14 protein-coding genes are annotated in these 13238 nt (G+C 41.2%); 9 read left to right on the top strand and 5 right to left on the bottom strand.

Features of this window, described 5'->3' with window-relative positions:
• Positions 1-191 precede the first annotated feature (191 nt).
• Entirely contained in the window at positions 192-1271 is a 1080-nt protein-coding gene (locus MKX62_RS06445; protein ID WP_067213603.1) for an AI-2E family transporter, read from the top strand.
• A gap of 124 nt (positions 1272-1395) precedes the next feature.
• Entirely contained in the window at positions 1396-2274 is an 879-nt protein-coding gene (locus MKX62_RS06440) for a DUF4349 domain-containing protein (protein WP_338654680.1), read from the top strand.
• Positions 2275-2326: 52 nt separating this feature from the next.
• Here MKX62_RS06440 and MKX62_RS06435 read toward each other — a convergent pair whose 3' ends face one another.
• Positions 2327-2656, bottom strand: a complete 330-nt coding sequence (locus MKX62_RS06435; RefSeq protein WP_340742552.1) for a CHY zinc finger protein — start codon at positions 2654-2656, stop codon at positions 2327-2329.
• 83 nt (positions 2657-2739) lie between these two features.
• On the opposite strand from MKX62_RS06435, the gene MKX62_RS06430 reads away from it, so the two are divergent.
• Positions 2740-3018 (top strand): hypothetical protein, encoded by a 279-nt coding sequence (locus MKX62_RS06430; RefSeq protein ID WP_340741065.1) that lies wholly within the window; start codon positions 2740-2742, stop codon positions 3016-3018.
• Between the two features lie 10 nt (positions 3019-3028).
• On the opposite strand, the gene MKX62_RS06425 is transcribed toward MKX62_RS06430, so the two are convergent.
• Complete coding sequence (locus tag MKX62_RS06425) at positions 3029-3739, bottom strand: hypothetical protein (RefSeq protein WP_340741064.1); 711 nt, start codon at positions 3737-3739, stop codon at positions 3029-3031.
• Between the two features lie 105 nt (positions 3740-3844).
• Between MKX62_RS06425 and MKX62_RS06420 the strand changes: the two genes are divergently transcribed.
• From MKX62_RS06420 to MKX62_RS06395, 6 genes are all read left to right on the top strand, one after another.
• On the top strand, positions 3845-5116 hold the full coding sequence (locus MKX62_RS06420; protein WP_340741063.1) for an acetyl-CoA hydrolase/transferase family protein: 1272 nt from the start codon (positions 3845-3847) through the stop codon (positions 5114-5116).
• A gap of 184 nt (positions 5117-5300) precedes the next feature.
• Positions 5301-5654, top strand: coding sequence for a rhodanese-like domain-containing protein (locus tag MKX62_RS06415; protein WP_340741062.1), 354 nt, complete (start codon positions 5301-5303; stop codon positions 5652-5654).
• Positions 5655-5878: 224 nt separating this feature from the next.
• The gene (locus MKX62_RS06410) at positions 5879-6700 is read left to right on the top strand and encodes an ABC transporter permease (protein ID WP_231885740.1); all 822 of its coding nucleotides are present in this window, start codon (positions 5879-5881) and stop codon (positions 6698-6700) included.
• A gap of 4 nt (positions 6701-6704) precedes the next feature.
• On the top strand, positions 6705-7499 hold the full coding sequence (locus MKX62_RS06405; RefSeq protein ID WP_187046149.1) for an ABC transporter ATP-binding protein: 795 nt from the start codon (positions 6705-6707) through the stop codon (positions 7497-7499).
• Positions 7500-7526: 27 nt separating this feature from the next.
• Positions 7527-8621, top strand: coding sequence for an ABC transporter substrate-binding protein (locus MKX62_RS06400; protein WP_067214099.1), 1095 nt, complete (start codon positions 7527-7529; stop codon positions 8619-8621).
• 173 nt (positions 8622-8794) lie between these two features.
• Complete coding sequence (locus MKX62_RS06395) at positions 8795-9454, top strand: GntR family transcriptional regulator (RefSeq protein WP_338654691.1); 660 nt, start codon at positions 8795-8797, stop codon at positions 9452-9454.
• 64 nt (positions 9455-9518) lie between these two features.
• On the opposite strand, the gene glyA is transcribed toward MKX62_RS06395, so the two are convergent.
• The 3 genes from glyA to pepT all read right to left on the bottom strand — a co-directional run bounded on the left by glyA (position 9519) and on the right by pepT (position 13216).
• Complete coding sequence (gene glyA / locus MKX62_RS06390) at positions 9519-10859, bottom strand: serine hydroxymethyltransferase (RefSeq protein ID WP_338654694.1); 1341 nt, start codon at positions 10857-10859, stop codon at positions 9519-9521.
• Positions 10860-11008: 149 nt separating this feature from the next.
• On the bottom strand, positions 11009-11971 hold the full coding sequence (locus MKX62_RS06385) for a DMT family transporter (protein ID WP_338654696.1): 963 nt from the start codon (positions 11969-11971) through the stop codon (positions 11009-11011).
• An 18-nt stretch (positions 11972-11989) separates the two neighbouring features.
• Entirely contained in the window at positions 11990-13216 is a 1227-nt protein-coding gene (gene pepT / locus MKX62_RS06380; RefSeq protein ID WP_338654698.1) for a peptidase T, read from the bottom strand.
• Positions 13217-13238 lie beyond the last annotated feature (22 nt).

Raw genomic sequence — 13238 nt, 5'->3', positions numbered from 1 at the left:
AGGTGAAACAGATAGTATCCAAATTGTAGTATGGAAGTATAAGTGGCGGTACTGGTTTAAAAGCTTGGACTTTTTTTGAAGGACCATATGTTTATCATTTCGTAAGGAAAAGTTGAAACTTTCTTCGACGCCAAGCGTATAACAACGTATACTTAAAATAACAATACATAATTGAAAAGGAAGTGGGATATGTGACGAAAAAGTTATGGTTTCAAGTAGGTGTTGGAATACTGCTTGCTATGCTAATTATTAAATACTTTATAGAGATTCAAGGGATTTTTTCGCCTTTAGTAATCATAGCAAAGGCAATATTCATACCATTATTACTTGGCGGAGTTCTATATTATATTACGGAACCGGTTCAACGTTTTCTGGAAAAACGTAAAGTACCAAGGTGGGGAAGCATTCTTTCGGTTATAGCGATTCTCGTAGCAGTCGTTTGGATATTCGTAGCAATTATTGCTCCTCCAGTAACGAATCAAATTAATAAATTAGTCGAAAATACGCCTACTATCGCCCAAGAAATAAATGACTTGACATACACATTACTTCAACAAAAAAGTGATTTACCACCAAAACTTGAAGATTCAATTGATAGTGCGGTTGAATCACTTCAATCCATAGCGGTTAATTTTGGGAAATGGGTTGTTCAATTTTTACAATCCTTCTTTCAAGCAATGTTCCTGCTTATATTAGTCCCGTTTTTCTTCATTTTCATCCTGAAAGATCATGAAAAGTTTGCTCCGTTCATATACAATTTCTTTTCGGGAAAACGTCGGGAATGGATCAAAAAGACCTTACATGATATCGATACTGTACTCCGTTCTTATATCCAAGGGCAGTTGTTAATCAGTTTTCTATTAGCAATTCTGTTGTTTGCAGGTTATATGATTATTGGACTGGAGTATGCACTGTTATTAGCCATTTTTGGATTGTTCATGAACCTCATTCCTTTCATTGGCCCATGGATTTCAGCTGTTCCTGCAATCATCATCGGTTTTATACAGGATCCGAAGATTGGTATTTTAGCTGCAGTCGTAATGGTGATCGCCCAGCAAGTTGAAAGTAATCTTATTACACCAAATGTAATGGGTAAATCACTGGATATTCATCCACTTACAGTCATTACTGTTATATTGGCAGCAGGTAATATTGCAGGTTTTCTCGGTATCATCGTTGCTGTTCCGGCGTATGCAGTTGGTAAAGCGATCGTTAAGAATATTTATGCAAGGCGGAAGGAAATCAAAAGCGCTGCGACGAAGACTGTTTAAAAAAGAAATAGAAGACTAAAAAAACGCTAGATAAAATCTAGCGTTTTTTCATACCATTTAATTGGAAGATGTAACCTTTTTTGGATTACACCGTCTCATTGATTAAATAGATAGGGGGGATTCTATGAAGCGAAATGTGTTTTTGGCTCTACTATTATCAGGCTTACTTGTATTTATGGCGTCCTGCAGTTCAAGCGAATCAAAGAAAGACATTCAGATGGAGAGCTCATCAACATCGCAAGATACGGCAACTACAGAGCAAGAGAATAAAGCTGAAACAGAAGAGTTAGCCAACGAACAATCTAAAGTGATCCCAACGAATAGGAAAATCATCCACAGGGCGGAATTACAGCTCAATGTGAAAAAACTTGAAAATACTCAGCTTATAATAGAGAAAAAGGTGAGTGACTATGGAGGTTATATCGTTGAATCGAATGTGCATCGGGAAAGCGAGGAAAGTATAAGTGCTCGGCTCACTGTTCGAATCCCAGAGCAGCACTTTCAAAAGTTTTTAACGGATGCCGAAGGGGAAGCGGCTGAAGTTTTGAATCGTAATGTGACCGGGGAAGATGTAACCGAACAATATATTGATCTAGAGTCCAGGGTGAAATCAAAACGAACAGTAGAGGAAAGGCTGCTCGAGTTTATGGGGAAGGCAGAAAAAACAGAGGATTTATTGAAAATATCGTCTGATTTATCCAAAGTCCAAGAGGATATCGAATTAATTGTAGGAAAGATGAAGTATCTAGAAAATCAGACGTCATTTTCTACTATTGAAATAACAATGTATGAAAATAGTGTTATTGTTCCAGGACTAGACAGTAAAAATTTAGACACGTGGGATAAAACTAAAAAACAACTTGCTACAAGTACAAATTTTATCTTTGCGACGGGTTCAGGCCTGATTGTCTTTTTCATCGGAAACTTACCAGTACTTCTACTTCTACTACTCGTAGGTATAGGGATTTATTTTGGCGTTAATAGAATGAAAAAACCTAAATAGGTTATCAAATATAACAAAAGCAGCATGTTTCAAATGCTGCTTTTTTCCTGTTTTAAGTTTGGAAATAAAGATTTTTATGTAAACTACATCCGGGATTAAACAGTGCTGAACAAGTAAGGCACTTCGATCCACAGGTCAAATACTCCGAAACAGTTAGTTCATAACCACATGCTCCACAAAGAACTGCTTTTTCACCAAACATCTCAGTTGGCCAAACGTCAGGATTGCCACAACCGTCTTCTTCATGACATTCATAGCAGGGATAGTAGGTGCCACAACAATAAAACTTTATCGCAATCAAGTCGATTTCGGAATGATAATGTGCACACCGAGTTTCTTCATCAAGAACTTTTCCTCGAACTGTATGGCCTTTGATTTGCATGTTCAATTCCTGCCCTTCATCTTCAAAAAGTGTATTGAATTATAAGTGTTGTGGGAAGGCTAATGTGAAAAAGGATTGATTTCATGTGGAATGAGTTCCCGATTATCCATACAAACGTCTGGGATGCTTTATGGGCAATACCCGCTATTCTTCTAGGAATATTCCTGTTGAAACTTTTATTTAAACTCCCTGAAAGTTGGTTTTCAACCGCGGCAACAATTATTGGACTTATCTTGTCTATTTTCATCAGTCATCCAGGTAACTTACCCGCGGGTATCTTCATGGGTTTTTTCTATGGTGGAGCGGTCAGTGGAACTATTTATTCGATGAAGATCTGGTACAATAGCTATCGCAAAAAGTAACTGAATCATGTTATTTCAATGGACAAAATCCACACTGCATGAGACCGGGTACATCCTTTGAGAAACAACATGTGGTACGGACTTCTGTATTCAAAAGTGCGGACGGCTCGCATCCTTTTAAGTAGGTGGCAAATAAAGAACGAGGTGCGATTCCTTCCCAAAGCGTGTCGTCTTTCAATATGTTGAGGTCCGCGCGTGCTTCTACGGAGGTACCTGGGTTTGCCAAAAGAACATGGTACTGCCAAAGGAGAAAACCAAAGATATTTTCCCATAACGTCAATGGAGAAATAGATGTGACGGTGCGGATTTGTCGGATGACAGCTCCGCATTCATCCTGCAGAATCCGCTTAATGACATCTCGCCGTTCCGCGTCTTCTACATATCGCCAATCCTTCGCGGATGCAAACGTACTAACAGCCAGTTTTCCGTATTCTTCTTTTGCACCAAAATGAAGTTGTTCATTGTTTCCATCCCATACTTCATCGTATGCCGCCAGGTTATAAAATTGCATCGCGGTAAACATACCGAAACGGCGCATGAAATACGATGCTGCTACAGTTCGGTTGGGGCTTCCGCTCACTGCTTGGACGACATTTAGTATATCTTCCGTTTTTTGACTATCGAGTAGCATTTTCAATGTGAATAAATTCCGTTCGGGCGAATCTACATAAATGCTGTACATATTCAGTTGTCTGAGCTGGTCCGTGGTTAAGTTTGTCATAGATCGATTATAGCGTTCTTACTAGTCAATCATCAAGTTGAGCAAGCGCTCAGTCTGCTGTATACTAATTGAATAGGCGGACTTTTATAGGAGTGAAAAAACGACGTGGAAAAACGATTGAGTGCAGAACAGTTTATTGATTTGATTGACGTAGAGGCTGATATTATTATCCCGATTGCCAATGGGGAACCTCATCGTCTACTTGATATATTGGAAGAGAACCATTCGGAATTACAGAACGTTAAGATTCATCAAATGCTGGCTCTTCGGGAGCGGGATTATATAATAGGTAAAATGAAAGGTCATCTTTCACATGTCTCCTACTTTTTAAGTGGTGCAACACGGAAGGCTTATCAAGAGGGCAAAATAGAATTAGTTCCCAACGTTTTCCATGAAGTCCCGCGCATGTTGAAAAAAGTTACGAACATGTCGATGATAATCACAGTTGCTTCTCCAATGGATGAACACGGTTATTTTTCATTGGGCACACAGGCAGACTATATTTCCGAATTCATTGGTCATTTTCCGTTTGTCTTGGAAGTGAATAAGCATATGCCACGTACATACGGTGAAAACCAAATTCATATTAGCCAAGTTGCGGGATACATTGAAAATGATGCGCCTTTATCAGAAGAAAGCTCTCCATTAATTGGTGAGAAAGATCTTAAAATTGCTGAATTTGTAACGAATGTTATTGAAAATGGGGATTCACTCCAAATTGGTATTGGAGCCATTCCGAATGCGGTTATGAGCATGTTGAAAGACCACCGTCATCTTGGTATCCACACTGAAATGCTGACAGACGGAATCGTTGACCTTGTGCAAGCGGGAGCTATCGATGGGACACAGAAATTCACACATAAAGGGAAGATTGTCGCGACATTTGCATTCGGATCACAGCGTTTGTACGATTTCCTCCATGAAAACCCTGCGGTTGAATTTTTACCTGTGAGTATGGTGAATGATCCACGTGAGATTGCGAAAGAAGAAAGAATTGTATCCATCAATGCGACGACGGAAGTTGACCTTTATGGACAATGTGCTTCTGAAACAATTGGAGGACGCTATTATTCATCAACCGGTGGACAAGCAGATTTTGCACGCGGAGCACGTTTTGCAAAGCATGGTAAAGGGTTCATCTGCATGCATTCAACAGTGAAAAACGACACCATTTCGCGCATTAAACTGCAATTGTCGCCAGGTTCTGTCGTAACGACGTCGAAAAATGACGTCGATAACATCGTCACGGAATACGGCATCGCTAGTCTGTATGGCAAATCGTTATCTGAACGTGCAAAAGCGCTTATCGACATTGCCCACCCGGCGTTCCGAGAAGAGTTAGTGTTTGAGGCGAAGAAAAACGGCATACTTTATTAAGTGAAGCAGCGTCCTTTACAGGGAGCGCTGTTTTTTTATTGTATATAAGTTGAACAAATGAATACCTATATTAATTGGGCGAAGGGACCTTACAAGGGGTAGACGAAGCGGATTTATTGCCTTATTAATACCCCTGGTAGTATATTTGGAATTGAAGTTATAGGAAGACTAGGAGGAAAATCGTATGGAATGGCTTTTTATTTTACTAATCGTTGGATTTTTTGTCTGGCGAATGATGCCCGCTAAAGGTGTACGTTCCGTTTCGACGAAGGACTTAATGGGGATGCTGAAAAATAAATCGGTGCAGTTCATTGATGTACGGACACCGGGGGAATATAAAGGACGGCATATTAAAGAATTTAAAAATATCCCGTTGAATACATTGAAATCGCAGTTGGCTAGCCTAGACAAATCGAAAGAAATCGTCGTTATTTGTCAAAGTGGCATGCGGAGTGGACAAGCAGCGAAAATCTTGAAGAAAGCCAGTTTCAAGGATGTTTCTAACGTTACAGGCGGTATGAGTGCTTGGCGTGGATAAATAGGGTTGGATATCATCCATGGGGGATTATTGCTCCATGGATTTTTTGTTGTCTAGGAAATTATAAAATCTCGTATTGAGGATAAGTTGTAAAGTTGAGAATTTACGTCTAGACTCCAGCGCTTTTCTTATGAAAAAAGGACGAAAGATGCCTCTTTATCAGCATATGCCCAACACACATTTTTAGGCAGATACATACTATTTGAATGAAGAGGTGGTGGACGTTGAAGAGAGATGATAAGGCTGTCCGATACGATCCGTTTGAAATCGAACAGCGTGAATGGAAACAAAGACAAACGAAAGAACGGTTAAAACAGCTGTTGACGATTGCCTCGCCCCTATTCCTGCTCTTTATGTGGGAATTCTTGTCGAGAACGGGAATGATTGATATCCGCTTCTTTCCGCCTCCATCTGCAATTGTGGGGACATTTTTCGGAATGATTTCAAGTGGTGAAATGGCGGGTCATATCGGCGTTTCATTGTACAGGATTCTTGTCGGATTTTTGCTAGGCGTCATACCCGGAATCATCATCGGTTTGTTAATGGGGCTTTATACGCCAATTCGACATTTTGTTTCGCCAATTGTCATGGCGCTCATGCCGATTCCTACACTTGCTTTGCTTCCAATCATTATTATTATTTTTGGAATTGGTGATTTATCGAAAGTTGTAACAATTGCTGGGAGTGTTTTTTTTCCTGTTGTCATTAATACGGCAGCTGGAGTCATTAATATCGATTCAATCTATTTGGATGTGGCAAAAAATTATGGAGCTAGTAAACTAGACTTTTTTACGAAAATTGCTTTGCCCGGTGCGATGCCGGTTATGTTGGAAGGGATTCAGATGGGGCAGGCGATTGCGCTTCTGACAATTGTCGCTGCGGAAATGATGGGTGCTACATCAGGGATTGGCTATCTAATCTGGGTTTCGTACAAAGCGTTCTTACTGCAAGAAATGTACGTTGGGCTCATCCTCATTTCGTTTTTCGGTTATCTGTTCTCGCTATTGCTACGAGGAATTCAGAAAAAGATGTTACCGTGGAGGTGAGTAGATGAGTAGGAAAGCAAAAATCATCATTCGTAATTTAACAAAGGCATTTTATAAAAAACAAGGCAGTGTTACGGCGCTAGACGATATTAATGTAACAATCAATGATGGGGAATTCGTTTGTATTGTTGGACCGAGTGGTTGCGGTAAATCAACGTTACTTCGAATCTTGGCAGGGCTTGAAACCCCGAGTATTGGTGAGTTTACGATTGCAACCGCGACGGATGGAGAGGATCGACCATTGCAATCGATGGTGTTTCAGGAAAAGGGTATCATTCCATGGCTCACTGTCGAGAAGAATGTAGCGTTCGGACTCAAAATGCGTCATTTGCCGAAAAAACTTATAAAAGAGCGTACTACGTATTATTTGAAAAAGACCGGTCTAGAAAAATTTTCAACCCTTTATCCGAAAGAGCTATCAGGGGGCATGAAACAACGGGTGAGTATTGCGCGTGCATTTGCCAATGATCCGGAGATCCTGTTGATGGATGAACCGTTTGGTGCACTTGATGAGCAAAATAAATTTATCTTGCAGGAAGAGTTGCTGTCGATTTGGTCGGAAACGGGGAAGACGATTCTATTCATTACCCATAGTATTGATGAAGCGTTATTGCTAAGTGATCGTATTTTACTGATGAGTTCGCAGCCGGGTAAAATTATTCAAGAAATTATTGTCGATATGCCACGTCCGCGCAAAATTGAAGACATACGAGAAAACCCAGTTATGGCAGGGCAATTCGTGGAAATATGGAAGCACTTGCAGGAAGAAGTACAGCGTTCAAGACGAGAAGATGGATAGAAAGGGAGAGGTTCGATGGCAAAGTGGATGAAAAACGGATGGTTGTTGTCGTTATTCGCGATAGCGCTAATCGTTGGTGCCTGTTCTCCTAAAGAGACGGCGAAACCGGTAGTAGAAGATGAAAAACCTGAAGAAGTAGCTACAGTTAATCCTTCTGGTGATTTGGCACCGCTTGAAAAACGTGAAAAAGTTGTCATAGCGGAAGATGGGGCGGCCTCTGGTGCAGGTTTTTATATTGCAAAAGAGAGAGGATACTTTGAAGACTATAATATCGAAGTAGAATTTGCTCAGTTTGCAAACAGTGATGACATGCTTCCGGCATTAGCGGCTGGCGAGGTGGATATTGCGGGAGGCGTTTCGACTGCATCTTTCTTCAACGCGATTGCACAGGGAATTGACGTGAAAATTATTGCAGATAAAGGACATAACGTGCCAGGGAAGTCGTATTTTACTCTCGTCATAGGTAATCATATGGTTGACGTAATAAAAGACTATAAAGATTTAAAAGGCAAGAAAATTGCAGTGTCATCACTTAACTCAATTGATTGGTATATCTACGATGAAATGCTTAAATACGCTGGATTAACCGAAGATGACGTTGAATTTGTCCTTATGGGTGATTTTGGTAGTATGCTTGGCGCAATTAGCAGTGGAACAATCGATGCTGCCGTAAATATCGAACCGCTTATCACACAAGGTGTTGAAAAAGGGTTCCACGTCCGATTTGGGGATGCAACTGATTATGCGCCGGAATCTCAAATTGCATTGGTTCTTGGATCACCAGACTTCATGAATAAAGAACAAGATGTTTCGTTACGCTTCATGGCGGCTTATTTGAAAGGCGTCCGCGATTACAACGATGCGTTTATCAAAAATGAGGGAAAAGATGAAATTATCGACATCATGACGAAGCATACAGCATTAAAAGACCCGGCTCTTTGGGAGAAAGTGAACGTCACTGGCCTTGATCCTGATGGCAAGATGTTCATCGATGATATTAAAAAGCAATATGATGCGTACAAAGCAAATGGTGCTATCCGCGGTGATATTGATTTTGATAAAGCGATAGATACCTCGGTAACGGAAAAAGCGGTCGAGACGATTGGAGAATATGTACGGTAATTAGGTTTGCTGAATCGTTAGCAAATATGGAATAGCTCACAACTTCATTGGTTGCGGGCTATTTCTTTTTCACGAATGTAAGTCTTGAAACGATGTGGTTTTTATAGATGCTTGGGAGGGCGTAAACGCAACCTTAGTTTGTCAGTTAATTTAAAATGCGATATACTGGTTTTATGGAAAAAAATAATATAAAACAAATTATTCGACCGACATTAAAAGACCAAATATACGAGTCGCTCAAAAATGCAATTGTCAATTTAGAATTGCAACCAGGACAGCGATTGAATGACAATAAACTTGCGGAACAATTTGCAGTAAGTAGGACTCCGGTGAGAGAGGCATTGAAACGACTGGAAGATGAAGGACTCGTCGAAGCATTCCCGGGCTCTTCGACGCGTGTGACGGAATTGGTTGAAGAGGAAGCAAAACACGCATTTACCGTTGTAGCTGCGCTTCATGCTTTAGCTACAAAATTGGCAGTGCCGAAGATGACGGATATAGACTTTGCAAAGTTGGAGGAAATTAACCACTCATTAGCCGAAGCGCTTGACAGTAAAGATAGTAACCGAGCAATTAATGCTGATGAGCATTTCCACCAAGTTTTTCTTGCGGTTGCGGGCAATATTGAAATTGACAAAGCTCTTGAAAGAATTGTGCCGAAAATTCATCGGCTAACGTTAAAAAAGTTTGATTCGGTGGATAGTTGGACTTCAATCAATCAGCATGAAGAAATTATTACTGCTTGTAAAAAGGCCGACAAAGAAAAAGCCGCACATCTTGTTGAAGATAATTGGCTTACCCTTGGTCGACTACTTTCCGAAGTTGAAAGTTAATTATATAATATAAAAAAGGCGTTACAACAATTCAAGCATTGTTGTAACGCTTTTTTATATTGATTCATTCGAAGCAGTAATGAAGTTTTTTGAATGATTTACGCATTTCAAGTGCTTCTTTCTTGGCAACGTCCAAGTCTTTATTCGATATGAGAATATCGGCGATCAGATTTGCAATCGTCGCCATGTCCTTTTCTTTCATGCCTAATCGTGTCACTTCGATTGTTCCGATTCTGAGTCCGCTCGGCCGATCCCAATCTTCAGTACGATCACTTGGAATTAAGTTCTTATTCGTAATGATGTTTGCCTTCGCAAGTTCATGCCCAACATGAAGACCCCCACCAAATTCTTTCACATCCAGAATCACTTGATGCGTTTCAGTGAATCCTTTATGTGCACCAAGTACAGTGATTCCACGGTCGTGGAATGCTTGACCTAGCGCTTTTGCGTTTTTAACGATTTGTTCCATGTATGCTTCTCCAAACTCCAAGAACTCGGCTGCAGATGCAGCAAGAGCAGCTACACGATTCACTTGATGAGTCGCGGCAAGGGTAGGGAATATAGCATCTGTTAGTGGTTTTGTCAGTTCAGGATCATTCCAAACGATAATTCCGCTTTGAGGTCCGCTGAATGTTTTCCCCGCTGACCCAGTCATCACGCTTGCTCCTTCTTTTAAAGGATCTTGGAATTGTCCTCCGCCGATTAATCCGAGTTGGTGGGCGCCGTCAAAGAATATCTTCCCACCCCACTCTTTCACGATTTCGGACATTTCTTTAATCGGAAATGGGAATAGTGTCATTGACGCTCCAAGTGTTACAAGCTTTGGTTTTAATTCCTTTGCAACTCGTTCGAATTCTTTTAAATTAACGGTGAGTTCTTCTGTATTCATAGGAATATCAGCGATCTTCAATCCACGAATTCCGGCAGGTCCATCATGTCTGTTACTAGAATGTCCGCCTAATGGCTGTGCAATCGTCATGATTTGATCCCCAGGTTCGGTCAGAGCTGCATAAACGGCCATATTACCAATCATACTTGCAACTAGACGATGATCCGCATAATTCGATTTGAATACTTTTTTCAATAACTCTACGCAAAGAGCTTCAATTTCGTCAATATGCTTCGTACCGGCAAACCATCTTTGTTCGGGTCCGATATGACCTTCTGCTGCACGGGTACCGACTTCAGACGCTAGTAAATCACGTACGGTTTGACTTGTAGGAGCTTCGGGGGCTAATAAATTCAAGCACTCCTCTCCCCGCCAAACAGCATTTCTTTCCACTGCGTCTATAACTTCTTTTTGTATTTGAGCGGAAGTATTATTTTCAATGATACTTTTTGCCTTATTCAATGCGGTGACGTCATGGACTTGGAAATCTTGTTTAATAGGTGTAGTTGTGTTCATACTCAAAATCCTCCCTTTTCATAGTAAAGTGAACTTGTAAACCAATATATCACTTTGGGAAACGAGAGTCAACTGGATATTAGAATAGTTTGATTATTTATGAAAGAAAAATGACCTCCAATCCAAATGGAGGTCATCTTAACTTATTATCAGTGTACTTTTAATTGTTTCTTTCTACCAAGTGCAGTTTGGAAACTATGTAATCCCATACCAACAATAATTACTGCGATCCCAAAGAGTGAAAGGGCACCAGGGAGTGCAATGCCGAGAATCAGCATTTCGCCCAGCATAACAAAAATAAGCTGTGTGGACTGTGTTGCTTCTACAGCGGCGAGTTTTCCCTGATCTCCCCTTACGCGGTCAGTGGCCATGAAAAACAAAGTTGTAGCAATGACGCCAGAACTGACACCAACGATGAAAGACTGGCCTAACTGGCTCATAGAAGGGGGACCGACCGTCCATAACGCATAGATGGAAAACCCAATCCAGACTGGAATTGTCATAAGCGTCATACCGAGCACACGTTGAAACGTATCAAGCCTGCCGCCAAGAAGCTCCATCATTTTGCGGTTACCAAGCGGGTAGGCAAATGCTGCTAAAACAACTGGAATGATACCGAGCAGCAACGTACGTGGTTCAACACTTTGTGCGTGCGGAATTTGGATAAGTACGACACCGGCAAAAATAATAAGTGTAATTCCAAGTGAAACAAGCGGGATCTTTTGTCGAATCTTTTTTTCGCCATCCGAGGTTTTCACAATCAACGTAAAGAAAGGGGCGAGCAGGACGCCCGCCACGATTGTCAATTGCCAAGTGCCGGCAAGAAGCCATCCCGGACTGTAAGCTGCCGCGTATGTAAGTGGTGCGTAGAATAAGACAAAGGCCGTTACGCTCCAAATGAAAAACGGGGCGGGTTTATGGATGAATTCCTTCTTCACGTCACCAAATCCTTTGCGGTAAGCGACGATAGCGAATAAAAAAGGTACCATAAATAAATAGCGTAAGGAAGCACTCCATAGCCAACTTCCCCCCGACAGTTCCATAGATCTGTTCAAAATGAAGGTCACTGCGAAAAAAACGGAGGAAAGGACACCAATCCAAATTTCTTTCATAAGCTACCTCCCTCTTACTTATGCACGTTCTTCAAAAAGTTTCACTGCTTCGATGATGACTTTAGTCGCTTTTACCATGTTATCGACTGAAACATACTCGTATTTCCCGTGATAATTTTCTCCACCTGTGAAAATGTTAGGCGTTGGTAAGCCCATGTACGACAATTGGGACCCATCTGTACCGCCGCGTACAGGTACGATATTTGGTTCGATATTGAGATTTTTAAATGCATCGGACATGATCTCAACTATTTCCATGACGGGTTCAATTTTTTCACCCATATTGAAGTATTGGTCTTGGATTTCGAGTGTGACCGCATTTTCGCCATAGTCGTTTCTTAGATTGTCAGCTGTTTCAATCATTAGCTGTTTTCTTGCTTCGAATGTTTCACGGTCGAAATAACGGATAATATAGCCGAGAGTTGATTCTTCAATGGACCCGTTGGACTGCATGAGATGAACAAATCCCCCGTAACCATCCGTTTTCTCAGGTATCTCATCTACCGGCATTTTAGCCTGAAATTGGTTGGCTATTAAAATTGAGTTGACCATTTTACCTTTCGCGGTACCTGGGTGAACACTAGTCCCGTGGAATGTTACTTTTGCACTTGCGGCATTGAAGCTTTCATATTGTAGTTCCCCAAGAGGGCCACCGTCCATTGTATAGGCAAATTTTGCTCCGAATTTTTCGACATCAAACTTTTGTGGTCCACGCCCAATTTCTTCGTCAGGTGTGAAGGCAATTCGCAGTTTACCATGTTTTAAGTCTGGATTCGCAATCAAATACTCCATCGCTGTTACGATTTCAGCAATCCCCGCTTTATCGTCCGCTCCAAGAAGTGTTGTCCCGTCAGTCGTAATAAGGGTATGGCCGGCATAATTTTTCAGCTCGGGAAAAGCGTTCACTGTCATGACGATGCTGTCGTTCAGTTGTATGTCTTTGCCATCATAGTTGTCGATACGCTGTGGCTTAACGTTTTTTCCGGTAAAATCCGTGGTCGTGTCGACGTGTGCAAGAAAGCCGATGATTGGCACATCCCGGTCCGTATTGGCGGGAAGCGTTGCAAATAAATACCCGTTATCGTCGAGAGTAATGTCTTCTAGACCGATAATCGCTAGTTCTTTTTGTAATTCGTGCAGAAGGTCCCATTGGCCTGGTGTAGTCGGCGTAAAATTGCTTCCTGCATCTGATTGTGTATCGATTTTTGCATAACGTACAAGACGTTCGATTAATTTTTCTTTCATTTTTAAAAATTCCTCCTAATAA

Origin of the sequence: Sporosarcina sp. FSL K6-5500, from assembly GCF_038005665.1 — a bacterium.
In the GTDB taxonomy this organism is placed as follows: Bacteria; Bacillota; Bacilli; order Bacillales_A; family Planococcaceae; genus Sporosarcina; species Sporosarcina psychrophila.
This window is presented reverse-complemented; position numbering and strand designations above follow the sequence as displayed.

What these genes read in the sequence shown, in the direction of transcription:
- MKX62_RS06440 (WP_338654680.1), top strand. Translation starts at nt 1,396, where the DNA reads ATGAAGCGAAATGTGTTTTTGGCTCTACTATTATCAGGCTTACTTGTA.
- MKX62_RS06435 (WP_340742552.1), bottom strand. Translation starts at nt 2,656, where the DNA reads ATGCAAATCAAAGGCCATACAGTTCGAGGAAAAGTTCTTGATGAAGAA.
- MKX62_RS06430 (WP_340741065.1), top strand. Translation starts at nt 2,740, where the DNA reads ATGTGGAATGAGTTCCCGATTATCCATACAAACGTCTGGGATGCTTTA.
- MKX62_RS06425 (WP_340741064.1), bottom strand. Translation starts at nt 3,739, where the DNA reads ATGACAAACTTAACCACGGACCAGCTCAGACAACTGAATATGTACAGC.
- MKX62_RS06415 (WP_340741062.1), top strand. Translation starts at nt 5,301, where the DNA reads ATGGAATGGCTTTTTATTTTACTAATCGTTGGATTTTTTGTCTGGCGA.
- MKX62_RS06405 (WP_187046149.1), top strand. Translation starts at nt 6,705, where the DNA reads ATGAGTAGGAAAGCAAAAATCATCATTCGTAATTTAACAAAGGCATTT.
- MKX62_RS06400 (WP_067214099.1), top strand. Translation starts at nt 7,527, where the DNA reads ATGAAAAACGGATGGTTGTTGTCGTTATTCGCGATAGCGCTAATCGTT.
- MKX62_RS06395 (WP_338654691.1), top strand. Translation starts at nt 8,795, where the DNA reads ATGGAAAAAAATAATATAAAACAAATTATTCGACCGACATTAAAAGAC.
- glyA (WP_338654694.1), bottom strand. Translation starts at nt 10,859, where the DNA reads ATGAACACAACTACACCTATTAAACAAGATTTCCAAGTCCATGACGTC.
- MKX62_RS06385 (WP_338654696.1), bottom strand. Translation starts at nt 11,971, where the DNA reads ATGAAAGAAATTTGGATTGGTGTCCTTTCCTCCGTTTTTTTCGCAGTG.
- pepT (WP_338654698.1), bottom strand. Translation starts at nt 13,216, where the DNA reads ATGAAAGAAAAATTAATCGAACGTCTTGTACGTTATGCAAAAATCGAT.